This is a genomic window from Paenibacillus sp. alder61 (assembly GCF_020179875.1).
GTDB classification, from domain to species: Bacteria; Bacillota; Bacilli; order Paenibacillales; family Paenibacillaceae; genus Fontibacillus; species Fontibacillus faecis.
In genome coordinates this window covers 145,307-171,511 of sequence record NZ_JAIUDG010000004.1, presented here as the reverse complement: position 1 = coordinate 171,511, position 26,205 = coordinate 145,307, and the positions used below count along the sequence as shown (strand labels likewise).

24 protein-coding genes and 2 pseudogenes are annotated in these 26,205 nt (G+C 56.8%); 4 read left to right on the top strand and 22 right to left on the bottom strand.

All coding sequences use genetic code 11. From position 1 onward, the window contains the following. Positions 1-3 precede the first annotated feature (3 nt). The 10 genes from LBW89_RS05690 to ssuE all read right to left on the bottom strand — a co-directional run bounded on the left by LBW89_RS05690 (position 4) and on the right by ssuE (position 12,065). Positions 4-882, bottom strand: coding sequence for a carbohydrate ABC transporter permease (locus LBW89_RS05690; RefSeq protein WP_225038737.1), 879 nt, complete (start codon positions 880-882; stop codon positions 4-6). Positions 883-943: 61 nt separating this feature from the next. Further along, positions 944-2,281: an extracellular solute-binding protein gene (locus LBW89_RS05685; RefSeq protein WP_225038736.1), complete on the bottom strand. Its 1,338-nt coding sequence runs from the start codon at positions 2,279-2,281 to the stop codon at positions 944-946. A gap of 852 nt (positions 2,282-3,133) precedes the next feature. After that, positions 3,134-3,526: a hypothetical protein gene (locus LBW89_RS05680; RefSeq protein WP_148455529.1), complete on the bottom strand. Its 393-nt coding sequence runs from the start codon at positions 3,524-3,526 to the stop codon at positions 3,134-3,136. A 487-nt stretch (positions 3,527-4,013) separates the two neighbouring features. Next, a complete protein-coding gene (locus tag LBW89_RS05675) occupies positions 4,014-5,198 on the bottom strand; it encodes a DUF4272 domain-containing protein (protein ID WP_148455527.1) in 1,185 nt (394 codons plus the stop codon). Positions 5,199-5,214: 16 nt separating this feature from the next. Beyond that, on the bottom strand, positions 5,215-5,970 hold the full coding sequence (locus LBW89_RS05670; RefSeq protein ID WP_225038735.1) for a class I SAM-dependent methyltransferase: 756 nt from the start codon (positions 5,968-5,970) through the stop codon (positions 5,215-5,217). Positions 5,971-5,984: 14 nt separating this feature from the next. Beyond that, a complete protein-coding gene (locus LBW89_RS05665; protein ID WP_148455935.1) occupies positions 5,985-6,710 on the bottom strand; it encodes an AAA family ATPase in 726 nt (241 codons plus the stop codon). A 22-nt stretch (positions 6,711-6,732) separates the two neighbouring features. Continuing rightward, positions 6,733-8,622 carry an ABC transporter ATP-binding protein gene (locus tag LBW89_RS05660; protein WP_148455522.1) on the bottom strand — a complete coding sequence of 630 codons (1,890 nt, stop codon included), beginning with the start codon at positions 8,620-8,622 and terminating at the stop codon, positions 6,733-6,735. Then, a complete protein-coding gene (locus tag LBW89_RS05655) occupies positions 8,603-10,378 on the bottom strand; it encodes an ABC transporter ATP-binding protein (protein WP_148455520.1) in 1,776 nt (591 codons plus the stop codon). Before LBW89_RS05655 ends, LBW89_RS05660 begins: the two co-directional genes overlap by 20 nt. 482 nt (positions 10,379-10,860) lie before the next feature. Beyond that, on the bottom strand, positions 10,861-11,463 hold the full coding sequence (locus tag LBW89_RS05650; RefSeq protein WP_225038734.1) for an AAA family ATPase: 603 nt from the start codon (positions 11,461-11,463) through the stop codon (positions 10,861-10,863). Positions 11,464-11,510: 47 nt separating this feature from the next. After that, positions 11,511-12,065, bottom strand: coding sequence for an NADPH-dependent FMN reductase (gene ssuE, locus LBW89_RS05645; RefSeq protein WP_148455516.1), 555 nt, complete (start codon positions 12,063-12,065; stop codon positions 11,511-11,513). 252 nt (positions 12,066-12,317) lie between these two features. Between ssuE and LBW89_RS05640 the strand changes: the two genes are divergently transcribed. Then, positions 12,318-13,217, top strand: a complete 900-nt coding sequence (locus LBW89_RS05640; protein ID WP_225038733.1) for an SDR family oxidoreductase — start codon at positions 12,318-12,320, stop codon at positions 13,215-13,217. A gap of 52 nt (positions 13,218-13,269) precedes the next feature. Here LBW89_RS05640 and LBW89_RS27860 read toward each other — a convergent pair. Next, a pseudogene (locus LBW89_RS27860) lies at positions 13,270-14,433 on the bottom strand (NAD(P)H-hydrate dehydratase); the annotation flags it as partial. A 9-nt stretch (positions 14,434-14,442) separates the two neighbouring features. On the opposite strand from LBW89_RS27860, the gene LBW89_RS27855 reads away from it, so the two are divergent. Next, entirely contained in the window at positions 14,443-14,757 is a 315-nt protein-coding gene (locus LBW89_RS27855) for a hypothetical protein (RefSeq protein ID WP_412066990.1), read from the top strand. On the opposite strand, the pseudogene LBW89_RS27850 reads toward LBW89_RS27855, so the two are convergent. The 4 genes and pseudogenes from LBW89_RS27850 to LBW89_RS05620 all read right to left on the bottom strand — a co-directional run. Next, positions 14,728-15,093: pseudogene (locus tag LBW89_RS27850) on the bottom strand (NAD(P)H-hydrate epimerase); the annotation flags it as partial. The gene LBW89_RS27855 and the pseudogene LBW89_RS27850 overlap by 30 nt on opposite strands. Positions 15,094-15,695: 602 nt before the next feature. Beyond that, positions 15,696-16,328 (bottom strand): NAD(P)-dependent oxidoreductase, encoded by a 633-nt coding sequence (locus LBW89_RS05630; protein ID WP_225038731.1) that lies wholly within the window; start codon positions 16,326-16,328, stop codon positions 15,696-15,698. A 60-nt stretch (positions 16,329-16,388) separates the two neighbouring features. Next, entirely contained in the window at positions 16,389-16,811 is a 423-nt protein-coding gene (locus LBW89_RS05625; RefSeq protein WP_148455510.1) for a GNAT family N-acetyltransferase, read from the bottom strand. 15 nt (positions 16,812-16,826) lie between these two features. Then, a complete protein-coding gene (locus tag LBW89_RS05620) occupies positions 16,827-17,534 on the bottom strand; it encodes a DUF421 domain-containing protein (RefSeq protein ID WP_225038730.1) in 708 nt (235 codons plus the stop codon). Between the two features lie 148 nt (positions 17,535-17,682). Here LBW89_RS05620 and LBW89_RS05615 point away from each other — a divergent pair, with 148 nt between their 5' ends. Continuing rightward, the gene (locus tag LBW89_RS05615; RefSeq protein WP_225038729.1) at positions 17,683-18,618 is read left to right on the top strand and encodes a hypothetical protein; all 936 of its coding nucleotides are present in this window, start codon (positions 17,683-17,685) and stop codon (positions 18,616-18,618) included. 76 nt (positions 18,619-18,694) lie between these two features. Here the strand turns inward: LBW89_RS05615 and LBW89_RS05610 are convergent, their stop codons facing one another. The 6 genes from LBW89_RS05610 to LBW89_RS05585 all read right to left on the bottom strand — a co-directional run bounded on the left by LBW89_RS05610 (position 18,695) and on the right by LBW89_RS05585 (position 24,090). Next, entirely contained in the window at positions 18,695-18,910 is a 216-nt protein-coding gene (locus tag LBW89_RS05610) for a YezD family protein (RefSeq protein ID WP_213508013.1), read from the bottom strand. 56 nt (positions 18,911-18,966) lie between these two features. Continuing rightward, positions 18,967-19,833, bottom strand: a complete 867-nt coding sequence (gene cysW, locus LBW89_RS05605) for a sulfate ABC transporter permease subunit CysW (RefSeq protein ID WP_225038728.1) — start codon at positions 19,831-19,833, stop codon at positions 18,967-18,969. Between the two features lie 393 nt (positions 19,834-20,226). Beyond that, positions 20,227-21,057 carry a sulfate ABC transporter permease subunit CysT gene (cysT, locus tag LBW89_RS05600; protein WP_213508010.1) on the bottom strand — a complete coding sequence of 277 codons (831 nt, stop codon included), beginning with the start codon at positions 21,055-21,057 and terminating at the stop codon, positions 20,227-20,229. 76 nt (positions 21,058-21,133) lie between these two features. Beyond that, positions 21,134-22,180, bottom strand: coding sequence for a sulfate ABC transporter substrate-binding protein (locus tag LBW89_RS05595; RefSeq protein WP_148455496.1), 1,047 nt, complete (start codon positions 22,178-22,180; stop codon positions 21,134-21,136). 385 nt (positions 22,181-22,565) lie between these two features. Next, positions 22,566-23,618: a lactonase family protein gene (locus LBW89_RS05590; protein ID WP_225038727.1), complete on the bottom strand. Its 1,053-nt coding sequence runs from the start codon at positions 23,616-23,618 to the stop codon at positions 22,566-22,568. Then, positions 23,599-24,090, bottom strand: a complete 492-nt coding sequence (locus tag LBW89_RS05585; protein ID WP_213508008.1) for an Rrf2 family transcriptional regulator — start codon at positions 24,088-24,090, stop codon at positions 23,599-23,601. The genes LBW89_RS05590 and LBW89_RS05585 overlap by 20 nt, the downstream gene beginning before the upstream one ends. A 124-nt stretch (positions 24,091-24,214) precedes the next feature. Between LBW89_RS05585 and LBW89_RS05580 the strand changes: the two genes are divergently transcribed. Further along, positions 24,215-24,706, top strand: coding sequence for a CcdC family protein (locus LBW89_RS05580; protein ID WP_211373342.1), 492 nt, complete (start codon positions 24,215-24,217; stop codon positions 24,704-24,706). Here LBW89_RS05580 and LBW89_RS05575 read toward each other — a convergent pair. Next, positions 24,703-26,172, bottom strand: a complete 1,470-nt coding sequence (locus LBW89_RS05575; RefSeq protein ID WP_225038726.1) for a GGDEF domain-containing protein — start codon at positions 26,170-26,172, stop codon at positions 24,703-24,705. The two genes, LBW89_RS05580 and LBW89_RS05575, sit on opposite strands and share 4 nt — an antisense overlap. Between the last annotated feature and the right edge of the window lie 33 nt (positions 26,173-26,205).

Below are 26,205 nucleotides of genomic sequence, written 5' to 3'. Positions count from 1 at the left end.
TTGTCAGGCACGGCCTTTTTTGCGTGAAGTCAGCCACTGACTCGTGCCGATCAGCAGCAAGCTGATGATCATGATCGTCGTTGAAATGGCGCTTCCGAATCCGTAACGATAAGTCGTAAACGTGGAGTTGTACATGTATGTCGCGAGCAATTCGCTGGCGTGTGCGGGTCCGCCCTTGGTCATGATATACACCAGGTCGAACGACTTCAGGCTGCCCGAAATGCAGAGGATGACCGCGACCTGTACCGTATTTTTGATCATCGGCAGGGTGATGGTGACCAGTTTTCTGGCCCCCGATACCCCGTCGATTTTGGCCGCATCGTGAATCTCGCCCGGAATGTTCTGGAGCGCCGACATGAAAATAATGAGATACAGCCCCACATAGCTCCAAATCAACGGCGGAATCAACGAATAGATGGCGATGTTCCGGTCCGACAGCCATTCGAGCTTCCAGTTCTCCAGGCCGAGCGCATCCAGCAGAAAATTGAGAATCCCGATTTGCGGGTGGTAAATGTACTGCCAGATCATGCCGATAACGACGGTCGAAAGCACCATCGGGAGAAAAACGGCCGACCGCAAAAAGCGCTGCAGCAGGTTGCTCTTATGAAGCAGCACCGCCAGCATCAGCGCCAGCGGAACCTGACCGAACACCGAGGCCAGCACGAAAATGACGTTGTTTTTAAGCGCCCGCCAAAAGACGGGATCGCGTAAAATTTCCGCGTAATTGTCCAACCCGATAAACTTCGCTTCCCCGATCCCCGACCAGTTGAAGAAACCGTAGTAAGCGGACCAAATGACCGGCACAAAAACAAACAACGCATAAAGGATAAGGGTGGGGCCGAGGCCCATCCATATAAAACGACGGCTGCGCAAAGCATGCATCAACGCTCACTTCCTCTCCGAAAAAATAACCCCCTCCCCCTCAAGGGGAAGGGGACGAACTTCAGTTAGCCGCGGCCGCAGCCTGCGCGTCCTGGATTTTTTGGGCGATATCCTGCGGATTTCCGCCCGAAAGCAGCTCCTGCAGCCCGTTGTTCACGACTTCGACAGCGGCCGATCCCAGCTTGGAATCGTAAACCGGCGTGATCTTCACTTTTTGCATCAGCTCGTAAAGCTCTACGAACAGCGGGTGAGCCTGGCTCTTGTCCAGCTCGATCTTGTAGCTTACCAGCGTGCTGCTGTTCAGCGTCGCCTTCTGGCCGTCGGGCCCCGCCAGTTCGTAGAACAGCTTCATCGCCGCCTCTTTCTTGCTGCCGGTCAGCTTCTTGCTGACCCCGAGACCCGTTCCCACAACGCCAGCCGTCGTCTGCGGATCTCCCTTCCCGCCTTCGATCGCCGGCAGGATCGTAATGTGCGTGTTGTCCAGCACTTCCGGCGGCGCGTTGTTGACCAGGTTGGCCAGGGCCCAGCCGCCGTTGATCACCATCGCCGCTTTCCCTTGGAAATAAAGCTGCATCATCTGCGTTTCATCGATGCTGTTGAAGCCTTCCTGGAACGCGCCCTGTTTGCCGAGATCCTGAAGTGTCGACAAGGCTTGCACGAATTCCGGGTCCGTGAACTTCGCTCCGTCCTGAGCCACCGCCTTCAGGAACCAGTCCGTTCCCGTTATGCGATCGGCCAAAGTACTGAACAATGTGGATTGCGCCACCCAGTTGGTTTTGTTGCCGAGCACGATCGGAATGACGCCTTTTTCATTGAACGTCTTGATCGCGGTCTCCAGCTCGCTCCAAGTTTCCGGCACTTTCACTCCGTGCTCCTTAAATATCGCTTCGTTATAATAAATGAATGAACTTGGCGCCAGATTCATGGGGACGGAGTAGATTTTGCCGTCTACCGTGTAACCGTCCAGCGCATTGGGGATAAAATTGTCCTTCCACTCGGGATTGGCGTTCAACTCCTCATCGATCGGTTGGAGCAGATCCCCTTTAACGAACTCCTTGGTCATCGCATCGGGCCACATCACGAACAAGTCCGGCATCTCGTTCGCCGCCGCAACCGTGCGCAGGCGGGTCCGCAGGCCGTCCGTCGGCAGACCTTCGTCGATCACGTCGATGTCCGGATGTTCCGTCCGGAAATCCTCGATGATCTTCCGCATCGCCACGGCTTTGGCGTCCTGTCCGGTCCAGTTATGCCAGATCGTGATGCTGACCTTGTCCCCCGATTCCCCGGCGCCGCCTGCAGCGTTGCTTCCACCGCCGCATCCGGCGAGCAAGAGCGCGAGCATAGCCGCACTGCAAAGCAAAGCGATCCATTTTTGAGCCATTTTATTTTTATTTCTCATATCCCCTTGGTCCCCCCTCGATTTATGGTTAACCCCATTGTAATGGCAGCGCTGTCAACAGGTAAGGTGACGATTCGCGGCATAAGGGGTGAAAAATTTCGGATGGGGGAGGAGGAAGCACGGGATTGGATTCGATCGGCTTTCGGGTTCGCGGCATCTTCACTTCTTTGTGCCGAGCGAAAATAACGGCGTTTTGAGCCGCTATTACGGCTGAAATCGGCTCCACGGGAAAAATAACGGTCAAAAAAGGCCTTATTGTTGTTGAACAGGCTCCGAAATCACGGTTTAAACCGTTTTTCCCAAAAATAAGGCCTCTAAAGACCGCTATTTCACACAAATGAGCCGAATTCGACAAAATAGCGGCGCAAAAGGCCCTAATTTACCTTGCCTGCTCCTTCAGCACATAATCAGCCCCGTTCGGGGCTTTCACCCTAGAGATGACGCCCATGTTGGCGTACTAGAAAAAACTCCACCAACATTAAGTTAGTGGTTCAAGGATGTGATAGGATTTCGGAGATCCCCACCGTCGGAGTCTGCATCATTAACGGGAAAATCTCCTGTTAATGTACCGCTCTTGGCTCTAAGAGCGGATTTAGCTGGAAAAACTCCATCTATTTCACGCTTCTATTGCCGGTATACACCATTTCAGGCGAATTAGCGGGAGGTTTTCCAGCTAATTCGCCTCTGCAGCCGCTTACACACCAAATTAACGGGAAGAATTCCCTTTAACTCGTACCGAACCATTTGTTGTAGGGTCAAGGATGTGAGAAGAACCCTTTACACCGCTGTCTAATATGGACATCAATAGTTCAATCTATATAATTAATAATTGTAATGATATTTATGATCAGATCACCCCATAACCAGCCACGTCTTGGCATCCTCCGGGTCGCCATAATATTGAATAGGAATCGTAAATTGAGGAGCCTGCTTACGCAAATACCTACGGAGCCGATATATGCTGCCATAACCTCCGACAATTGCCAGCTTTCTGATATGCGACTGCAACCTGGCCAGATTCCCTGCAAATTCAAGCATTACTTCCCTCGTAAGCTCTGTTTCATAAAAATCCACCCATATGGCCAATCGCCTCGGCTGTCCGAGAATAAAAGTTTCCTCCGCTTTCATCAAGCTGAATAAAGATTCGCTATTTGCATGGAAGCTGCCATATTTTAAACAGTGTATTTCTCCGCCCTTGTAGTAATACGGAAAAATTGAACCCCCAGGAGATTTAATGATCATCATCCGATTATCCCTCCGTAAAAAACAAAATTCATCCTTCTCACTTACAACCTGTTTGAGCGATCTAAACGCGATGCTGCGAGCCCGTTCATTTACTAAAGTTCGATAAGAGGGGGATAGCCCGCTTCAGGAAGTAAATAAGCAAATAAGGTGAAAAGCAAGATGATGATTGACATGGATACAATAAAAATAGAGATCGGTGTTGATTGTCTTTTAGCTAATGAATAAACGCCCAGAAAGAGACAAATTACTCCAATCAATAGACATATAGAGAATGACAAGTATACATTCATTTTTGTAAGTATAGCACTGAAAAAGAGAAATAAAAAAGTGATGATAAGAAACAGGGCAATTACAAAAGTCGGTTTTTTATAGTTCATGGTTCACACCTTTTTTAGTTTTTAAGAAACCCTCACCCTAAAGATCATGGCCATACTAGGCCTACACCAAAAAGGGACCTGCCCGGGAGGGCAGGTCCTTTCTCATGCTGTTATGTATCCATGCTGATATCATCCCACGCCTCGTCGCGGTAGCCGATCATCCAGAACAGCGCGCGGCGGCGTTCCACAACGATGCTCTCGTTCATGCCAGCCGGAGCCGGCTGTCCTTTAATGCGCTCGTTCACGCAGGCCCAATGCAGGCGGTACATTTTATCCGCCTCGTCCGCAATTTCCTCAGGACGGCGCAGCGCCGTTTTCTCCAGAAACTCGTCAAACGATTCACAGCTCGCCACTACGTTGATGGCAAAATCGCAGTCGCAGGTCTCGACGGGAAGCCCCAGCTCATCCAGTACGCCCAGCGCCCAGAGCAAGGCCCAATAGGCTTCGTACTGCCAGGTGATGTTAATCGCATCCCGCGAGGCGGGCTCCGCCTGCTCCAGCAAATCCCGCTCGGCCGCGGTCAGTTCGTCCTTGACGCCGAATTTGTCCAGCATCTCCTCGACGAATTCCCTCGACTCCCGCAAATCGCCGTCCTGGGCGATATCGCAGGCGTATTGGATGACGATAAGCAGGGCGACGGCTCTGCGCGCGATCTCTTCCCGGGATTTGACACGCAGTTCCTCCAAAGGCGGAAGCTCCGGCAGCGTCTCAAGAAGCGGAATCCCCTTTTCCTTAATATAGGCTAGCGATCTTTGCTTTCTCGCCAAGCCCTCCGGCGTTGAACGATCTTCCCCTCTGACCTTTTTGGTGCAGGCGCGAGGGCGGAATTCCGCCGGTCCCGACTTGCCGTCCGGCGTGACGATGGCCCGGCCGTCCCGGTCGAGCAGCGTCCCGTCGGGCAGGAAACAGATGCCATCCACTTTCCCTGCCAATTGGACGAACAACCGTTGTTCCTCCTCGCGGAGTTCTTTTTCCGTTTCAATCGCCAGCATCGTGTTAATGACGGAAATCTGCATCATCACGCGGTGCTGCAAATCACCGTCCTCAAACGGAATCGCTTGATAAAATCCCATCATCCCCGGAATGTTGTTCTCGAAATAGGCGGGATCCGAATCCTCGTCGGCGATCCGGATCGTAATCCGGCCCCGGTTAAACCATCCTTTGGGCTGAATCTCCACCTGACGGGTTCCTTCCGCGGAACCGGAAATTTTAAATTTGTCCCGGAAAACCTCCTGAATAAGGCCGTCCAGGTCATGGTTATGATTGCGGGAAGCAAAAATCGTAAAGTAAGCCAAAATGAGTCCTCCTTATTTATACGCCTTTATGCGCTGAGATAAAAAAACGATGCTCCCGGCTGGCGACATATCCCTGTTCCGCCAATTGTTCCTGCAGCCGGCAAAGCGGCTCGAAACAGCAGTCCACCGAGAAATCCGGAAACTCCCACTCGATAATCTTGGCGAAACGCACCAGTGCGCCGATATCGTGAAAGCGGAGCTCCGGGTAATACTCCCGCCGTTCCGTTACAATAAACCCGGCATCCTCCAGCAGCTCCGCCGTCCGTTGCAAATCGAACGCCGCGTCGGTGACCATCCGATCGTCCCCCAATAGAAAGCGGGACAACTCCCGGTTATTTTGGCCACCGACCTGCTGGGTGACGAACACGCCGCCCGGCTTCAAAAGGCGGAGCACCTCCCCGGCGCTGAACGACTCATGCCGGTTGATAATCAGATCAAACATGCCGTCCTCAAACGGCAGATCGTTATCGTCGTGAACCAGGCGCACATCGATGCCGTATTGCGGCAGTTTTTTGCGGCAAAGTTCAAAGTTGGGAAGATAAGCTTCCGTGACATACGTCCGGCCTTGCAGAGGGTTCAGCGACAGGAGAAACTCGCCTCCGCCCGTACCCATGTCAAGCATCACGGTTTCTTCCTGGATCAACGCGAGCACCGCCTGCTTGTAATCCCAAGGCAGCGGCTCCTCCACCATCCGTCCGTCGAGCCCCGAGAAATCCCAGCCTTCAACCCCTTTTTCCTCCTCCAACCTCCAGGAGGACTTTAGTTTTTCCAAACTTAACGCCTCCTTCATTCCCCCTCCAAGAGTTCGCGCAGCATTTTTTCCCGGTTGTTCAAAAATTCCTTCATGATCACATAGTGATCGGTCTCCTCCAACTCCACCCGGCGGATTCCCTCCCCGGTCAGTTGATAAATCAAACTGTCGGGGTAGGCCATCAGAATCGGCGAATGGGTCGAGATAATAAACTGGGAACGCTTGCCGACAAGCTCATGGATCCGCGCCAGCATGGCCATCTGGCGGAACGGGGACAACGCGGCCTCCGGCTCGTCCATAATATACAGACCGTTCCCGCCGAACCGGTTCAGAAAGGCGGCGAAGAACGACTCCCCATGCGACATCATGTGCAGCGATTTCCCGCCGTAAGCGTGGATAATGGGCCGTCCGAATGCCGGCTCACGGTCCAGCTCATCGATGGCCGTCGCGAGATTGTAATAGCTCTCCGCCCGGAAAAAGAAGCCGTCCCGTGGCTTGCGGGCCCCCCGGATCGGGCGGAGATAGCGGTAAAGCTCCGAATGGGTGGGCGCCGTGGAGAACGTAAAGTTCAGCGTCCCCCCTTCCGGGTTGAACCCGAGCGCCACCGCGACCGCCTCCAGCAGCGTGGATTTGCCCATCCCGTTCTCTCCGACGATATATGTGACCTTCGGGTGAAAATCGAGCTTCTCCAGCGAAGCGACCGCAGGCAACTCAAACGGATACCGCGCAAAGGAAGGGACCTCCTCCCTCAGCAGCACCATGCTTCTCAAATAAGCCTGCGCTTCAAAAATGTCCACTCGGCTTCCCTCCCGTCGGTTCCTCCGTATCCCTCGTCCGGTCTTCCAAATAGGCCTGAACCAATCGGCTGTAAAATCCGCCTTCGGCCATCAGCGTTTCGTGGTCCCCCTGCTCGATCAGCCTGCCGCCCTGAAGCACCAGGATTTTATCGGCCTGTCGGATCGTATTCAGCCGGTGGGCGATCACGAAACTCGTGCGCCCCCGCATCAGGCGCTGCAGCCCCTCCTGGATTTTGATCTCCGTCACCGTGTCGATGCTGCTCGTCGCCTCGTCAAGCACCAGGATCGACGGATCCGCCAATAACGCACGGGCGATGGCCAGCAGTTGCTTCTGCCCCTGGCTGATCCCTTCCCCGCCGATGCCGAGCACCTTGTCATAGCCGTCGGCCAGGCGGGTAATAAAAGAGTGCGCGTTCGCCAGCTTCGCGGCTTCTTCGACTTCGGCGTCGGTCGCGTTAAGCCGGCCGAAGCGGATATTTTCCCGAATCGTCCCTTGAAACAGGAATGAATCCTGCAATACAAAAGCCATGCGGCGGCGCAGGCTGTCGCGGGTCACCGAGGTCAAATCGCGCCCGTCGAGCGTAATCGTTCCCGAATCGGGGTCGTAGAAGCGGGAGAGCAGTTGAATAAGCGTTGTTTTGCCGGCCCCGGTCGGCCCGACGAGCGCAACCGTTTCGCCCGGCTCGGCCGTGAAGCTGATATCCTTCAAAGTCGCGGCTGCCCCTTCCTTTTCATAGGAAAACGTTACGTTCTTGAAGACAACGGCTCCCTTCACCTCTTCGAGCTCGGCCGTCTGCCCCTCATCCCGGGACTCCTCCTCTTCGTCCAGCACCTCGAACACCCGCTCTGCTCCGGCAATCGCCGACAGCAGCGTGTTCCACTGATTCGCCAGATCGTTCAGCGGCCGGGTAAACTGCCGGGCATACTCGACGAACACGATGATCACGCCGACGGTCACCGCCCCGCGGATCGCCAGCACGCCGCCGATGCCGGCCACCAGGGCGAAGCTCAGATTGTTGAGCCCGTTCATCAGCTTCGGAATGAAGCCGGAGATCGTCTGAGCCCAAAATCCCGAGCGCCGGATCGAGTCGTTGCGTTCCCGGAAATCCCGAATCACGCGCTCCTCCTGGGAGAACGCCTTGATGATCCGCTGTCCGGACAACGTCTCCTCGATATAGCCGTTCAGATTGCCGAGATCCCGCTGACGCTGTTTGTACAGCGGCCCCGTCCTCCGAGTGATCCAGCGCATGCCGAGCGCCATCAGCGGCACGACCAGGAACGTGAGCAGCGTTAGGATCGGGCTTAGCAGCAGCATCACCGTAATCGTCCCCACCAGGGTCAGCACACTGGAAAAGATCTGGATCGCCGAGCTGTTCAACGTGGAGCTGACATTATCGATATCGTTGGTAACCCGGCTCATGATTTCGCCTTGCTGTCTTTTGCCGTAATAAGGAATCGGCAGCCGATGCAGCTTCGCGAACAGATCGGTCCGCAAACGATAGACCGTCTCTTGGGCGATCTCGATCATCCAGATATTTTGCAGCCAGCTGGTCAGGGACGAACCCGCATACACCAGCGCAAGGCCGGTCAGAAAAATAATCCAGGGCCGCCCGCCGCTCCCTTCGAGGTAATGGTCGACGGCTACGCCGAGCAGGTAAGGACCGAGCAGCGCGAGACCGGAGCTGAAGACGACCATCAGCAAAACCAGCGAGAGCTTGCCTTTGCGCCGGGCAAGATACCGCCAGATCCGGCCCAGCGTGCCCGACCAGTCCTTGGCTTTGGCTTTCGGTTTTCCGCGCGGTTGCCCTTCACCTCCCCGCTGGATTATCTCTTTGGGATAAGGGTGGCGAAACGGCTCAAGAAATGCCTTGAACATGCGCATCCCCCCTTCCGCGCTGAGATTCCACGATACGACGGTATAAAGGGGACTTCTCCAGCAGCTCCGCGTGCGTGCCGCTGGCGATCAGCCGGCCTTCGTCCAACAGCAGGATCAGATCGGCCGACGCCGTGGTGCTGACCTTCTGGGTGATTAGAAGCGTCGTGCACGACAAGCGCTCCAATTCCTGCAGCAGGGCCGCCTCCGTCCGCGTATCGAGCGCGCTGGTGCTGTCGTCCAGAATCAGAATGGACGGCCGGCGGACCAGCGCCCGGGCGATCGAAAGGCGCTGCTTCTGGCCCCCGGACAAATTGACGCCCCGCTGTCCCAGCATCGTGTCGTAGCCGTGCGGCAGCGACTCGATCGTTTCGTGAATCTGCGCCTGCCGCGCGGCTTCCCGGATTTGCTCCGGCGTGGCGTCCTCGCGGCCCCAGGCGATGTTCTCCCGCACCGTGCCGGAGAACAAAATCACTTCCTGCGGCACATACCCGATGCCGCCGCGCAGGCGGGAACCGCCGATCCGGCGGATGTCTTCTCCGTCGATCCGGATGACGCCTTCATCCGGTTCATACAGCCGCGGGATCAACTGGACCAGCGACGATTTGCCGGAACCGGTCGCGCCAAGAATCGCGGCGCGCTGTCCCGGCCGCAGGCGAAAAGAAATCCCCTCCAGCACCTGGAGATCGCCGTCCGGGTACCGGAAGCCGACGCGCTCAAATTCCAGCTCGCCCCGCAGCGGCGCTGGAGCGGAGTCCGGCCGGTTATCACCGTTGCCGAACGGGCGACGGGCTTCCACCTTCACTTCCGCCTCCGGATCCGCCGTGTTCAACACCTCCTCGGTCCGCTGGGCCGATGCCGAAGCCCGCGAATACACCGTCATGATCCACGACAGCGCGGATAACGCACCGATCGTGCGCAGCGAATAGTTCGCGACGGCGACCACCTCGCCGACCGTCGCGCTGCCGGCGGCGATATCGATCTTGCCGAACCACAGCACGGCCAGAATTCCCGCGTTCATGAAGAACAGCAGGAACGGCATGGTCGTTTCGGCCAGGCGCAGCGCCGAAACCGTCCCTTCCATCAGCTCGGAGCTGCGCCGGCGAAAGCGGTCCGTCTCCTGATCCCGCCGCACGAAAACCCGGATGAGCCGCATCCCCGTCATATTCTCCTGGATGACGCCGTTCAGGGCATCCATCCGCTTCTGCACGATCCGGAACAGAACCGAGGTTCGCCGGATCATCCAGATGACAAACCCCAGCGCCAAAGGCACCAGCACCGTCAGAAACAACCCGAGCCGGGCGTGAACGACCAGGGCCATGATCATGCTCCCGAGCACCACCAACGGTACCCGGGTCGCAAACCTCAAGCTCATAAAGACCATTTCCTGCAGTTGAGTAATATCCCCGGTTAACCGGGTAATGAGCGAGGAAGCGGCAAACTTGCCGAAGACCGGATAGGATAAACGCTGCACTTTCTCGTACAGCCTGTCCCGAAGATCGTAGCCGAAGCCCTGGCTGGCATGGGAAGCAAAAAACGAGCTGGATATCCCGGCCGCAAAAGCGAGCACGGCGCTCCCGAGAAGGATGCCGCCCCAAGTCCAGGCGACGGAAAGGTCGCTTTGACGAATCCCGTCATCGATAATTTTGGAAATGATCATCGGCTGGATCAATTCCACCGCCAGTTCGATCAACATCATGCAAATCGCCGAAATCGCGGCCACGCGGTACTTCTTTATGTAGGCAAATACAGATGTCATGAACGTCCCTCCTGCTGCACCAGCCCGAAAAGCACTCTTGACTGAAACCGATTTCTAAATATGTGTTCTATTATAGATCATATAAACGCGAATGTGTAAGTGCGACGCTCCGCAAATTCCCTGGCCGTCCGCAGCAAATAGCGGCATTTCGGGCCGCTATTTCGGCCCAATTCGGCTTCATGAGCATAATAGCGGTCAAGAAAGGCCTTATTTTCCTCTAGTGGGCACCGAAATCAGGATTTGGCCCGCTTTTTCCCAAAATAAGCTCCCAAAAAGCCGCTATTTCACAAGGAAGGGTCAAATTCGACAAAATAGCGCCTCAAAAGGCCCTTAATACCTGCCCGACTGGAAAAAGGATACCGGACTCCAGACACCGGACTTCGGCCGGGTCCGTAAACGCCAAAAAACCAAGGAGCTAAGCAAATTCCCCGCTTAGCTCCTTGGTTTCTAAAGTGTATTTTTAGGACAGCCTCTTCCGCGGACTACTCCCCGGCGACGAAGCGGTATACGCTGTCCACTTTTTCTTCGGTCAAATCCCCGCTGTTGTCGAATACGAGAATCGACGAGACTGGGATATCCCAGTTGATTTCCGGCACGAACTGCACGCGGTGCTTAAAGTCGTCCCAATGCTCCAGTTTCCAGGTGTCCCGCTCGGTTTGGCGCTCGATGATCCGTTCTTTTTGCGTCTCCATATCCTTCAAAGCCACGACGATCACTTTGACGTCCACGGTTTCCCGCGATTTCCCCGCGGCGGCCAACACCTCATCGATCCAGGCCCGGTTTTTCAATTCCGCCGTAAAAGGCGAGATCATAAACACGCTCTGGCCCGCGGCGAGATTTTCAATACAAATGTCCTTGGTCGTATCATATTCCAGATCGCGCAGATGCTTCTTGTAAAAATCGGAGTCCCGGTCGTTGACGTCCAGGCCGTTCATCTCCAGGATTTTTTCGACAAAGCGCCCTCCAACCGTATCCCGATCCAGAAAGGCGGCCTGCATCCGTTCCGCCAGCTTTCTCGCCACCGTCGTTTTGCCCGTTCCGGCCACGCCCACAAAAAACACCAGTTTTTGCTTTGAATTTTGCATCTCCTCGATATCCCCCTGTACCGTGTTGCCCACCTTAGACATGGACACTATTTAAGATCGGCCGACGCGATTCGCCGACGGGTCTCTTCCACCAATTCCTTGATATTGTCCTCCAGCCGTTCCTTCAATTCTTCCGCGATTTCAAACCCGCCTTGCTCCGTCCGAGCCACCTGGGAATCAACCGTGTACACCCCGCCCAAAATATGCCGGGCTCCAAGCGCCGACAGCACCGGCTTCAGGGAATAATCGATCGACAGCAAATGAGCCAGACTACCTCCGATAAAGAGCGGGAGAATGATTTTCCCGGCCAGTCCTTTTTGCGGAATCAAATCCAGGAACGTCTTCAACACGCCCGTATAGGAGGCCTTATAAACGGGGCTGGCCACGATGACGGCATCCGCTCCGGCCACGAGCGCGTTCGCCTTCACGATCGCCTCGCTCTCGAATTTGGTATGTATTAGATCCTCGGGCGGCAGCTCCGATACGTTCACATGCTCCACCTCAAAGCCTTCCTTTACCAGCAGTTCCTCCGCCAGAGAAACGATCGCCGTCAATCTCGAGCCCGGCGTAGGCGTTCCGTTAATCACCGTGATTTTAGCCATGTAAATACCCTCCTTCTCTAATCGCCAAGGTTCCGTTCATTTTAATTCCGATAAATTTACTATAATTTAAAAAAATGCTATCAATATTTTAGCCAAAAGTCAATCAAACCGGGTCCTGCACCATTTCAAAAAGAAGCACCACCCCGGCCGGCATAGCTTTCGGCGGCACACCCTTTTCTGGGCTAACGCATACTGATAAGCATAAGTGTAACTTAATTTCCAACGCCTATCCAGGGAGGAGCCTGAAAAAAGATGATCCCCGTATATCCTTATGTCGGCCAAGAAACGGTGTGTACTCCGCAGCCGATCGCTTTCCCGCCCCAGCACCAGCCCGTTCAGCCGGGATTGGAAAGTCTGATGCGCCCCAGACCGATATCCGAAAACCCCGAGTATCGCGGCAGCGGCAAGCTGCAAGGCAAGGTGGCCATCGTGACCGGCGGAGACAGCGGGATCGGCCGCGCCGTAGCGATCGCCTTCGCCAAGGAAGGGGCCGACCTCGTCATTCCGTACCTCTGGGAGACCTCGGACGCACTCGAGACCAAGCGGAGAATCGAAGAACTCGGGCAGCGCTGTCTGCCCCTGCAAATCGATCTCCGCCTGAAACAGAATTGTGAAGCCGTTGTCCGCGAAACCTTGCGCTGTTTCGGACGGCTTGACGTCCTTGTGAACAACCATGCGGTCCAGTATCCGCAAAAAAGCATCGCCGCTATTTCCGAAGCCCAGTTGTACCAGACGTTCCAAACCAATATTTTTCCGTTCTTTTTCATGGTCCAGGCGGCGCTGCCCCATCTGAAGCCGGGAAGCACGATCATCAATACGGCGTCAATTACGGCCTATCAGGGCCATAAAGAGTTGATCGACTATTCCGCCACCAAGGGGGCCATCGTCACCTTCACGCGTTCCCTCGCCCTCTCTCTGATCGATTGCGGCATCCGCGTCAATGCCGTGGCCCCGGGATCCGTTTGGACGCCGCTGATTCCAGCTTCTTTCTCGGCCCGCGAGGTGTCCGTATTCGGCACCGATGCTCCGATTAAACGCGCGGCCCAGCCGTTCGAACTGGCCCCCGCGTATGTCTACCTGGCGAGCGACGATTCGTCCTTTACCATCGGCGAAACGCTGCACGTCAACGGCGGAGCGATGGTGACGGCGTAGGGGGAGCGGCGGCGGCCTGGCGGCGGCCCCGGTTCGCTCGCCGTCAACACGCCTACAGCGCCTCCAAAATGTCGCCCGCCAGCATAGAGGCGGGGTTGGCGCGCAGGGCGGCGGCCCGCTCGCCGGCCCGGCCGTGCAGATACACGCCGAGCGCGGCGGCCTGGACCGCGTCCAGCCCTTGGGCCAGCAGGCCGGCGATGATGCCGGTCAGGCAATCGCCGGTTCCGCCCGTCGCCATCCCGGGGTGGCCGGTGACGTTGACGAACACGCGGCCGTCCGGAGCCGCGACGATCGTACGCGCGCCCTTCAGGACGAGCGTCACGCCATGCTCGGCGGCGAACCCGCGGGCGACGCCGAGCCGGTCCCGCTGGACCTCGGCCGTCGTCAGGCCGGTCAAGCGGGCCATCTCGCCGGGATGCGGCGTAAGCACCGTAGCCGCTTCCCGGCGGGGCCACGCCGCGAAGCCGGAAGCGGCGAGGATGTTCAGGGCGTCCGCGTCCACGACCAGGGGACGCGCCGCGCCCTCCCACAAGGCGCGCAAATAGGCGCCTTCGCCCGGGAAGCGGCCGAGCCCCGGGCCGACGGCGAGCACCTCGCGCGCCTCCAGCAGCCGCAGCACTTCGTTCGCTGCGGCCGGGTTCCATGCGCCGGAGCCGCCGTCGGCGACCGGCGCCAGCATCAGCTCGGGCACGGCCCCGAGCAGCGGCGGCAGCAGCGCCGCCGGCAGCGCCCACGTGGCGAGGCCGCACCCGGCGCGCAGCGCGGCCTTGGCGGCCAGCAGGCCGGCGCCGCTCATCGGCAGGCTGCCCGCGGCCAGCAGCACGTGCCCGTAGGTGCCCTTGTGGCCGTCGGGCTCGCGCCGGCGGCCCGGATCGGCGCCGAGCTCGCTCAGCGCCGCCTCCGTCAAAACCGTGCCCGCCGGTTTCATCCCCGGCGGCAGGGTGCGGGGGATGCCGATATAGCGGACCACCACGTCCCCGGCAGCCCGGGCCCCCGGATACTGCGTCAGCCCCGCCTTCAAAAAGGCGAGGCTGACCGTGACCCGGGCCCGGATGCACGGATCGTGGAGCGCGCCCGTATCGGCGTCCAGCCCGCTCGGCAGGTCTGCCGCGACGATCGGCAGACCGCTGGCGTTCGCTTCCCGGATCAGGGAAGCGTAACCCCCGCGCGGCGCCCCCGTCGTGCCGGTGCCGAGCAGGGCGTCCACAAGGCCGGTGACCGGCATTTGCCGGACTCGGCTGTTCCCGCCTTGGACGCTCTCGCCCTCGACGCTCTGGCCTTGGACGCTCTTGCCTCGGACGCTCCCGCCTTGGATGCTCTCTCCCTGGACGCTCCCACCTTGGCCACTCCCGCCTCGGACGCTCCCGCCTTGGATGCTCTCTCCCTGGACGCTCCCACCTTGGCCACTCCCGCCTTGGACGCCCTCGCCCTGGACGCTCCCGCTTTGGGCACTCTTGCCTTGGCCACTCCCGCCTTGCTTCCACCCCTGCAGCTCCGCTCCGCCGCGCTCCGGATCATACACCGTGCCGGGCAAACCTAAAGCCCGGACGATGCCGTATTGGGCCGCGGCTTCCCCCCGCAGCCGCTCGGGCGGCTCGGCATACAGAAGGCTGACCGCCATCCCGGCGTCCGCCAAATACCGCGCGCAGACGAGCCCGTCCCCGCCGTTATTGCCTTTTCCGACGAGGATCAGCCAGTGCTCCCGGGACAAATCCAGGCCCGTTCCGGGATCTTCCTCCCGTATGGACTCGGCGGCTTCCCGGAAGTGCAATGCTTCCCGGTTATGAGCCTCGCCGCCGGTACCGCGGAAAGCACCGCTGCGCTCCGCGCAAAATCGCAGCACCTCCTCCGCGATGGCTCGTCCGGCATTTTCCATGAGCACCATAGCCGGAAGGCCCAGCACTTCAATCGCGTACCGGTCCGCTTCCCTCATTTGCCCGGATGTGACGAATTTCATCCTCGATTCCCCTCTTCCCTATATTACGGTCGCTGCATCGCTCACTCTGATGGACTCCGCAACGAAATTCCTGCAAAACTGCAACTATTTTTCCGATTTCGGCCAACTTTTCGCAAATTCCTGCGTATCTGCAGGTTTTTAACTCAAAGCTCGCTTAAAACTCCCCATCCGCCAAAAATTCCTGCAGATTTGCATCTTTTCGATCCTCGGGCCTCCGACCAGATCAAAATTCCTGCAGATTTGCATCTTTTTAATCCTCGAACCTCTGGTCGGGCCATAAATCCCTTCCGATTTTTCTTCGGCTTTCGGTCCTTCCCGCAGATTAGCATCTTTCCGCCCCTCCAACCTCCCGTCGGCCAAAAATCCCTTCCGACTTTTCTTCGACTTTCGGTCCTTCCCACAGATTAGCATCTTTCCGCCCCTCCAGCCTCCGTCCAGGCCAAAAATCCCTTCCGATTTTCATCTTTTTGCCTTTTAGCCCTTCTGCACCAAAGCCAGAGTCTGAGCCAGAGTCTGAGCGGCTAATAAGCGACCGTAAACCGGGCCTGGACAAACTGCGGGTCCTCGGCTTCGTCCAGCATCGCCACCGCGTAATCCTCGACCGAGATCCGGCTTTGGTCGCGTTCGTCCACGACGAGCTGGTTCATGCCGATCCGGAACTGACCTGTCCGTTTCCCCGGCTCGATGATGGCGGCGGGGCTGAGCACCGTCCAGACGATGTCGGAGTCCCGATAAATGTGGTAGGCGTCCTCGTGAGCGCGGGCAAGCGGAAGGATCTCCTCCGGAAATTCCGGCGTTTCCATCAGCTTCGTGCCCGGAGCGGCCTCCAATCCGCCGGCGCCGCCGACGGCGATAAGCCGGCGGACTCCGCCGTTTCGGACGCCTTCAATCAGGGAGCGCGTCGCCTCCGACAGCTGGCTTTCCTCGCCGAAGCGCGGCCCGTAAGCGCTGATCACCACATCGCAGTCCTTCACCGCCGCCGCAATCGAATCCGGCATCAAAATGTCCCCCGTCCGTACCTGCAGTCTTTCCCGGCCAGCCGTAAGCTTGCCCGGATCTCGCACCACCGCGGTAACCTCATGTCCGCGCCGCAGCGCTTCTTCCAATATCGCCTTCCCGATCGTTCCCGTGCTTCCGAAAATGGCTATTTTCATGGTGATCACCATCCTATTCTCTTTTTGATGAAAAATTCTCCAATAGTATGCTCCGAACCCTCAAGACTTCAACCATAAATACATGCCTTGCGAACGGGGCTGGGTATATTGGAAGCCGAATTGCGAGTACAATCGGTCGGCAGGAACGTCGGCGATAAGGCTCACGTACGTTTTAGGCGGCGCTTCCCTTTCGAGATATTCCATAATTTCGCCCATGACCCATTTCCCCAACCCTTGACCCTGGAAATCCGGCCTTACGGCAATATCGACGACCTGCATGAAGCATCCTCCGTCCCCGATGACCCGGCCCATGCCGACCAGCTCCGCTTCCCGGTACACCGAAACGGCGAAAAAGGAATTGCGGAGACCGATCGCGGCTCCTTCCCGGCTTCTTTCGCTTAGTCCGGCCTGCCGCCTTAATGCCAAATAATCCTCCAGGGAAGGGGCCTCATGAACGATTTGCAGTTTTTTTTCGTGTTCCATTCTTATTGTCCTCTCCTACTCTTTGACCGGATTCCGAAACGAGCTCTGTTTATGCCGCAAAATATACAAGCCTTCGCCATCCTTCCACTCGGCGTAGGCCACCTGCTTCGCATTGCTTGCGCCTTGACGCCGGAGCTGCTCGTAGAGCCACTCCTCCGTCTTGCCGATCAGCCGTAGGGTATCCCGGTCGACCTCCCCCTCCTCGACCAGAGCATATGAAAGGCGGGGCTGCTCCGCTTCCAAACCGAGGTCCCTCCGTTTCACCGTTTCTTCTTCCGGCTTTTTCATTACACTAAGCGTTCCGTTTGGTTCAAATATAGCATAAGCGACCTCGCCGATGAAGAACACGCCGTGCTGCCTCAGCAGCATCCGGAGTTGGTCGAAATCCAGGCTGTTTTTGCGCAGCTCCTTTAAATCCACTTCCCCGTCGCGAATCAGAATCGAGGGCTTGCCGTCCAAATGGCCGCGCGCCCGCTTGGCATGCTGGGTGAGTTTCTCGAATAAGTAGGACAAGGTTCCCCATAAAAACAAGGCGAACAACAGATGCACAAACTTCGCGTCTTCCTGGTAGACCGTATTACCCACCAGTTCGCTTAACATCAATGAAGAAACGAAGTCGAACGGGGTGAGCTGGGAAATTTCCTTCTTGCCCAAGAGCCGTGTCAGCAGCCATAATCCGATAAACCCGACGACCAGTTTCAAAGCGATTTGACCCAGTTCCATCCGTGATCCCCCCTGACCCGTAATGCCATCTATTTACCCATTTTCCCGGGCGGGTAAAAAAGGGACTCCGTTTTCCCCCGTGACGCTTGAAATTCGTCCCGATCCTATGCAATAGTGGAGGATAGGAATATCGAAAGGGTGATATCTTTTGTCACTGTCGGACTGGTTAACTTGGCTGCTGGCCCCACAGCCCGCCGCATTAACCGCATTTTTGGCGCTCGCGCTCTTCCTTGGCCTGTACGGGGGCTCCGCACTCGGCTTAAGGCGTAAAGAGCAGGCCCGGTTGCGCCGGCTCGAGGCGAGCCTAACGCTCTATGCCGCCGCGGAAAGCGCCCTGCTCCACCTGCACGCTCGAACGGAGCTTTCGCGGGCGGAGGAACAACTGCTGCTGGACCGGCTTCTCGCCTGTCGCGCCGCGCCCTACCTTTCGGAGGATGCGCTGTCGCAAATCTCCGCTTATGCCGGGGAACGGGACAGAGCCCGCCTTCCTCTGCTGCTCAAGACGCTGGAACGAGAGAACGACCGGATGTGCGCGGAGCGGGACAAGCTGTTGAGACGTACCGAAAGCCCGGGGTGGGGACAGGCGTTTTGGAGACAGCTTCGCCCGGGCATCCCTTTTTTGTTCGCGGCGGCGCTGCTCTACCTGCTCAGTTGGCTGCTGCGCACGCTGAACGGAGAAATCGTTTTAGGGAACGGGTTGGAGGAAATGGCGGCCGTATGGTCGCTGTTCGTATCCGCCCTGTTCTCCCTGGCGCTGCTGTACCCCGCGATCATGGGAGGCTATCGGCCGGGCGCGGGGGCGGTTCTGCTCCGGATCTGGTCGGTTTTGATCGCGGCGCTGTTTCTGCTTCATCTTTTGAATCCGTCGTTCGCTCCGTTCATTCTGATCCTCCAGTTGCTGCTGTTTCTCGCGGGTTTTCGCCTGACGGGCACCAAGCCGCGCAAATCACGTCCGTTTGCCGGGCATTACCGGGCGGTTCCGGAAGGGCAGCCGCTGCCGCCGTCGACTACCGAAACGGAATCGGGGACGGCGGTCAAGAGTCTCTCCGAGGCGAACCCGGAGGGCAGTGCCAAGGAGGAATAATCCAAATAGCCCCAAAAGCAAAAGCCCCCTCCCACGAAAAACGCGGGAAGAGGCTTTTTTTTCATTCGGGTCCGAATCAGGATTTGCGCAAAGACTTGGCTGCATGACGGGGCGCCGGGGCGGATTTGCCCTGTCCCCCATTCCCCAGCTCATACCGTTTGCGTTCGGTCCGCTCGACTTGGACGATCTGCCCCTCATGAACCACGATATTCAGCGATCCGAATTCCATTTCATTGAGCAGTCCCGCGATGCGTTCCAGCCAAATCTGATCTACTTTTAACGGCTTTGCCATGATGCAGCCCTCCTATTCCCGATTAAAGTCCTAAACGTGTACGTGCATAAATGGATTTAACTTTCGTGCCGGCTTTTTCGCGTAAACCAGCTCTTGAGCAGCAGCGTAACGAGCGCCAGTAAAAGCAGCAGGGACGCTACGGCAAAGGACGCGGAAAACTGATATTCGTTGTACAAAATCTCCACATGGAGGGGCAGCGTGTTGGTCTCGCCGCGGATATGGCCCGAAACGACCGAAACCGCGCCGAACTCCCCCATCGCCCGGGCGTTGCACAATATAATCCCGTACAAGAGCCCCCATTTGATATTCGGAAGCGTGACCTTCCAGAAGATGCGAAAGCCCCGGGCCCCCAGCGTAACGGCGGCTTCCTCTTCCTGAAGGCCCTGGTCCTCCATCAGCGGAATCAATTCCCGGGCCACAAACGGAAACGTCACGAACAGCGTGGCCAGAATAATTCCCGGCAGAGCAAAGATCACCTTCAGATCATGCTCCTGCAGCCAAGGGCCGAACCAGCCGTGAGTCCCGTAAACGAGGACATAGATGAGTCCCCCGATGACCGGGGACACGGCAAAGGGCAAATCGATCAGCGTCACCAGCAGCTGTTTCCCGCGAAAATGAAATTTGGTGATCGCCCAAGCCGCGGCTACGCCGAAGATCGTGTTCAAAGGAACGGTGATAACCGCCACCAACAGAGTCAGCCGTAGGGCCGAAAGAGCGGCCGGATCGGTGATGGCCTCCATGTAAACCCCGAAACCCTTTTTCAAGGATTCAATCAACACCACGGCCAGGGGAAGCACGATCAGCCAGAGCAGAACAAGGACAGCCAAGCCGATCAGAACCCATTTCATAGGCCCGGACGATCGAGTCACCGGACTTCTCCCGGCAGACGCCTTTGTTTTTGCCAGCGGTACGGAACCGGCCATGCGGTTAACCTCCTTTGTAATGAAAACAGTTGAAAAAGATGAACTAGTGCCCCATCACAAAACCTTGTTTTGCATAAAATTTCTGCACATCTGCAATTCTAGGCCAACACCTTATCCTATTCGGCGGAGCCCGTTTTCCTTTTGAAAACTAGGTTGGTGAGTTGTAATAAGAGCCTTTAACGCCGCTATTTTGTCGAATTTGGCTCTTCGGTGTGAAATAGCGGTCATTTGGGGCCTTATTTTAGTGAAAGTCGGGAAAAAACCGGATTTTTGAGCTCGCACCAGAGAAATAGGACCCTTTTTAGCCGCTATTCTTCCCGAAAAAGCGAATCTGGGCGAAATAGTAGCCCAAAACGCCGCTATTTTCTCCCCATCCATTCGCAGACCCCACTCCTAACGGGCGGTTTTGCGCACTCTGCGCTGGAGGGTATTGATGAGCAGCATCAGTACAAACGAGATGATCAGCAACAGCAGGGCGACGGCCGTAGCCCCCGCGTAATCGAACTGCTCCAGCTTGGACATGATCAGGAGCGGCGCTATCTCCGTCTTCATCGGCATGTTACCGGATATAAAAACAACGGAACCGTACTCCCCGATGCCTCGCGAAAAAGCAAGCGCGAATCCGGTCAGCAGCGGCGGCAGCAGCTCCGGCAGGACGACGGAGCGGAAGGTGCGCAGCCGGCTGGCGCCCAGCGTGGCCGCCGCTTCCTCCACCTCGGCATCGAGGTCCTGCAGCACCGGTTGAACGGTGCGCACGACGAACGGGATGCCGATAAACATCAAAGCGAGCGTAATGCCGATCGGCGAAAAGGCCAGCCGGATCCCCAGCGGTTCAAACAGCGAGCCGATCCAGCCGTTCTGCGAATAGATCGCCGTAAGCGAGACCCCCGCTACCGCGGTGGGGAGCGCAAACGGCAGATCGATCATCGCGTCGAAAATCTTTTTTCCGGGAAAATCGTATCTGACCAAAACCCAGGCTAGCAGCAATCCCAATACAGTATCGATCAGTCCGGCCGCCGCGGCGGTCAACAAACTGACCTTGTAAGATGCCAACACGCGCGGATCCGTGGCCACCTCCCAAAATTTCCCCCAGGTCAGTCCCGTAGAGTTCAACAGCAGTGCCGACAACGGAATCAGGACCACAAGACTCAGGTAGAGCACGCTGTAGCCCATCGTCAGTCCGAAGCCGGGCAGCACGCCGCGCTTGGTGGCGCCAGTTTGCATGAATGTTCATCCTTTCTTCTCGCGTTCTGGGGTTGCCCGTTCCCTTCCGGAACGCACCTCCGTCATCAACGGTCGGTTATTTGGCTAAGTAAATTTGGGAGAATATCCCTCCGTCACTGAAGTGCTTCTCTTGCGCTTGCGCCCAGCCTCCGAAAACTTCGTCGATCGTGAACAACTTGATATCCGGGAACTGGTCGGCATATTTCGCCTTTACGCTGTCCAGGGTCGGGCGGTAATAGTTCTCCGCCGCAATCGTCTGTCCTTCCTCCGAATACAGATACTTCAAGTAAGCTTCGGCCACCTCGCGCTTTCCGCGCTTGTCGACGTTTTTGTCCACGACCGCCACCGGCGGCTCCGCCAAAATGCTCTCGGAAGGATAAACGATATCGAATTTGTCGGGACCGAGTTCTTTTACGGATAACCAGGCCTCATTCTCCCAGGCCAGCAGAACGTCGCCGAGCCCACGTTCGACGAAGGTTGTGGTTGAACCGCGTGCGCCGCTATCCAATACCTTTACATGTTCATACAACTGCTTCACGAAATCCTGGGCTTTCGCTTCGTCGTTGTTGTTCTGGTGCAGCGCATAGCCCCAGGCCGCCAGATAATTCCACCTTGCCCCGCCGGAAGTTTGCGGGTTTGGAGTAACGACCTCCACGCCTTCCTTGATCAAGTCGTTCCAATCCTGAATCCCCTTCGGGTTTCCTTTGCGGACGAGAAACACGATCGTGGACGTATAAGGCGCGCTGTTCTTCTCGTACTCCTGCTGCCAGCCTTCATCGATTAAGCCGCTCTTCTGAATGGCGTCGATATCGTACCCGAGGGCCAAAGTGACAACATCGGCCTCCAGCCCGTCGATGACCGCACGGCTTTGCTTGCCTGACCCGCCGTGGGATTGCTTGATTTCGACCTTCTGCCCTTTCTCTTTCTCCCAGTAGGCGGCAAAAGCTTTATTATAGCTCTCATACAGCTCCCGCGTAGGGTCGTAGGACACGTTCAAGAGCTCCAACGTTTCCCCCGCTCCACCGCTCGTTTTCTCCCCGGAATCCGAACCGCAGGCCCCTAGAACTACCGACATCGCCAAAACCAAACTCAACAAAATCCCCTTTGTCTTCGCCTTACTCATCGGATCACTCCTCCCCTTCATTTCCATCTTTCGTTTGACGGGCAAACCCCTTTTGTCGGCAAAAAAAGCGGAGAAACGCTCCCGCCCGTTTTGGTCCGACCGAGCCGCTACCCGTGTCTGCCTTGGCAAGTAGAGCGTTCCTCCGTCCGTACGGCGAGAACCATTTTTAATTATTCCTACCTGTTTAGTATGTTATGGTGCTATTTTAAATGCCCGGAGGTTTGGTTGTCAAACCTTTTTTTGAAGATCGCCCATACCATAATGTACTCACAAGAGAAAATTCTGTCCCTGTCCAAATGCGAAAAACCTGGGGCAATGCCCCAGGTTTTTGTGTCTGTTTATCCAATTTCGGCCTTACGCCGATTCTTTCCCGCGGTACCGCCCCTTACGAGCGAACCGGCTCGATGCAAGACGGCTGCTTGATTTCCAATTCCCGTCCCGCCGCCTCAAGGCTACCGGTATCGGGATTTCTGCGAAACAGGACCACGTTGTCCGAGTGTTGATTAGCCACCAGCGCATAGTTTTCCAGAACGGCAAAATTACGCGGCCACTTGCCCCCGGTCCCCGTCCATTCCGGCGCCTCCAGCATCCCCGAGCCCGGATGAACCGCAAATTTGACGATGCTGTCATGGCCGCGGTTGGAGCCGTACAAATAGCGGCCGTCCGGGGAGAGGTGCACATCGGCGGGATAATTCTCACCGCCATACCCTTCGGGAATCGTGGAGACATGCTGCAAAATTTGCAGGTGCCCCTGGACCGGATTATACGCATACACCGTGAGCGTATTGTTCAATTCATTAATGCCGTACGCGTGTACTCCGTTCGGATGGAACGCAAAGTGGCGCGGTCCGGAACCCGGCGGCAGCTTGATCTCCCCTTCGGTGGACAGCTTTCCGTTTTCCACGCGGTAGTACACCACCTGATCGAGGCCGAGATCGGAAACATAAACATAGTCGCCTGCCGCGCTGGGGACCGCGCTATGCGCATGCGCCGCTTCCTGCCGGTCCTGACGGAATCCCTGGCCCACATGCTGCACGAGCGCGGTCAACTCTCCCGCGGCCCCATGTTCATCCAGCGCGAAACGGTTCACATGCCCGCTGGAATAGTTGGCCGCCAGCAGCCCGCCGTCCGCCGTCAAAGACAGGTGGCACGGGTCCGCTCCCTGCGTCGGGACGGAACTCAAACGTTCCAGTCCGCCGTCCGGCCGGACGGCATAGCTGACCACGGCTCCTTGCGCCTGCTCGCTTACCGCGTACAGCCGCGTCCCTTCCGGATTCAATACGAGAAAGGACGGATTTTGAATCCCCGAGGTCGAGGCCCCCTCAAGCAAGCGCAGCTCTTCCGTCTCCGCGTTCAATTCGATAAGATGAATTCCCGGCTCGGATTCCGCGGCGTAAGACCCCACGTAAAAAAGCAGCTTAACTTTCTTTGAGCTCATAACATCCATGTTCCCCATTCGCTCCTCTCTCGATTCCATCGCCGACGTCCTCCGCGCCACACCGGTTCAAAAGCCGATGCACCTCGGATAACGGGATCTCGTTAAAATAGGCTTCCAACCGATCTTCGCCGCGGTTAAAAATAAGCTCCATTGCGGAATGAATGTTGGAAGATATCCGGCAAGGCGACTGCTCATTGCCCGAACACCAGCCGGGCTGCAGCGAACCGCGCGCAAACAGCCGGTATAAATCGCCAAGCGTAATCTCCTCCAGCGCCCTGTTCAGCTGGTAGCCGCCGCGAGCCCCCTCTTTGGTAGCTACGAGGCCTTGCTTGCGCAGCAAGCTCAACACTTTCCGAACCCTTGCGGGATGGGTGGATACACTGCAGGCAATCTGTTCGCTGTTGGCCATCTTGTCTTCCTTGGTGTAAAGAAACAGAAGGCAGTGGACGGCGATGGTAAATTCGCTGTTCATTCTTTTTCCCCCTCCTTAGGCAAATTTGAAACACGACTGGTGAGTAAGGGGCTGCGGATTTGTTGCACGGCGGGAGTATGGTATAATGTTCTAGCTTAACTAGAACGGAAAGGAATTTCATATGATGAACCTTCTCAGCCCTGCTTATATGCATCTGGTCGTAACGTTCGGCGCCGTCCTTATGGCGGTCTCCGTCCTGATCATTCGCCTAAAAGCCAGCCGAAAACCCGTAACCGTCAAAAAGATCATTATCCCGCCGCTCGGCATGACCACGGGGTTCGCCATGTTCGTCGCCCCGGAGATGCGTATCCCTCTTTCATGGGCGATTATCGCCTTCGCCGTGGGATGGTTTGTGTTCTCTTATCCGCTGAACCGGACGACCCGGTTCGAAGTTATCGACGGCGAGGTTTATGCCCAGCGCTCCCCGGGGTTCGCGTATATCCTTATCGGCCTGCTGGTGCTGCGGCTCGCCCTGCACGAAGTGGTCGAGCAGTATATCTCGGTCCTGCAGACCGGCTCCGTCTTCTTCATTCTCGCTTACGGAATGATTCTGCGTTGGCGTTGGTTCATGCTGAAGAAATATCGGGAAATCACCGGCGTTCCCCGGCAAACTTAGCTTCCCACGCTTCGCATGCCGCCGCTTTCCCGGGACCACCCTTTGATGATGCAGCAGTTGCGCCCTGCGTCCTTCGCTTCATAGAGGCACTGGTCGGCTAAATAAATCAGTTCGTCCTGATCGACGCCTTGAAACGGGGCAAGACAGTGGCCGCCGATACTGATGGTCACCTTCCCGCCGGAAGCGGATCCGGCATGCATGATCTCCAGTCGTTCCACAGCCGTCCTGATCCGCTCCGCCACGGCAAATGTCCCCTGGACATCGAGGCCGGACAGCAGCACCGCAAATTCCTCGCCGCCGTACCTCGCGGCAAACCCGAAATTAGGTTTTACCTCCGCCGAAATCGTCCGGGCGATCTTCTTGAGCACGTGATCCCCGCCCAAATGTCCGTAATGATCGTTATAAGCCTTGAAGCAGTCCACATCAAGAATGAGCAGTGAAAGCGGGGTCTGCCGCTCTTCGGGAAACACCAGCTCCCATGAAATGATTTCGTCCAGTCTCCGCCGGTTGGGAATCTCCGTTAAACCGTCAAGACTCGACAGCCGGAGCAGTTCCTCATTCGCCTTTTCCAGCTTTCTCCCCGACTCAAGCAGCTGTTTATGCTGATCGGAAAGGCGAATGAACAACCGATTGACCTCGCTTACAGCCGAGCAAAGCACAACCGTCGCCGAAATTACCGAATTGACCCGGGCCAGGTACCACCCCAAGGAGTAACGGGTTCCGGCAAATACGGTGAGGAGCGTATCGAGGAACAACGCCAGCAAGGCTATGGCAATCCAGAGATGCAGTACGCTTCTCGTTCGAAAACGCAGAAGCACCAGCACCATAACCAGCAGATTCAGCCCTCCTAATACGGGACCGATCCCTAAGTCCAAAATACTTCTGTAACTCCCGACATCGATAATTTGCGGCATATGATCGGCCCCATCGGTGGCGAATTCGAACGATAGGAAGGCCGACAGAAACGTCAAAAACAGCCCTATCGCCGTATAAAAGGAAATGTCCTTTTTCGACTCCAGCGGCTGAGGATATCGAATCCCTACATATAAATATATCAAAATTCCGGCCGGAAAGCCCCCATGCCAAAATATCCAGAGCCACCCGGCCGATTGGTTATTCGCGCCAAGCATCCCCTCCTCGGAAAACACGCCGGGAAAGGTCAGAATATGTAGTGCGGTAATGATTCCGATATATAGATAGGTGCATGAAATAACGAGAAGGGACGGTACGCCGGAGGCCCGAAATTGACTGAATAGAATAAAGGCGGTCAGCAAATCCCCAAAGATAAACCAGGAGATCAGGATCAGCAAAAAAGGCTCGAAAGAGGGAAGGGTCTTCGCACCGAACGGAAGCGCTGCCACAGACAGCGCGGAAATAAACAAGGCCAGCAGCACCGCGAGCCTCCGTTGGTTCCGGTTAGAGGGAATGTCCGTGATTTGGGATCCCACTTTAAAATCGCTATGCATGGGAAGACTCCCTCCTCTTGGATGCAAGTTCTT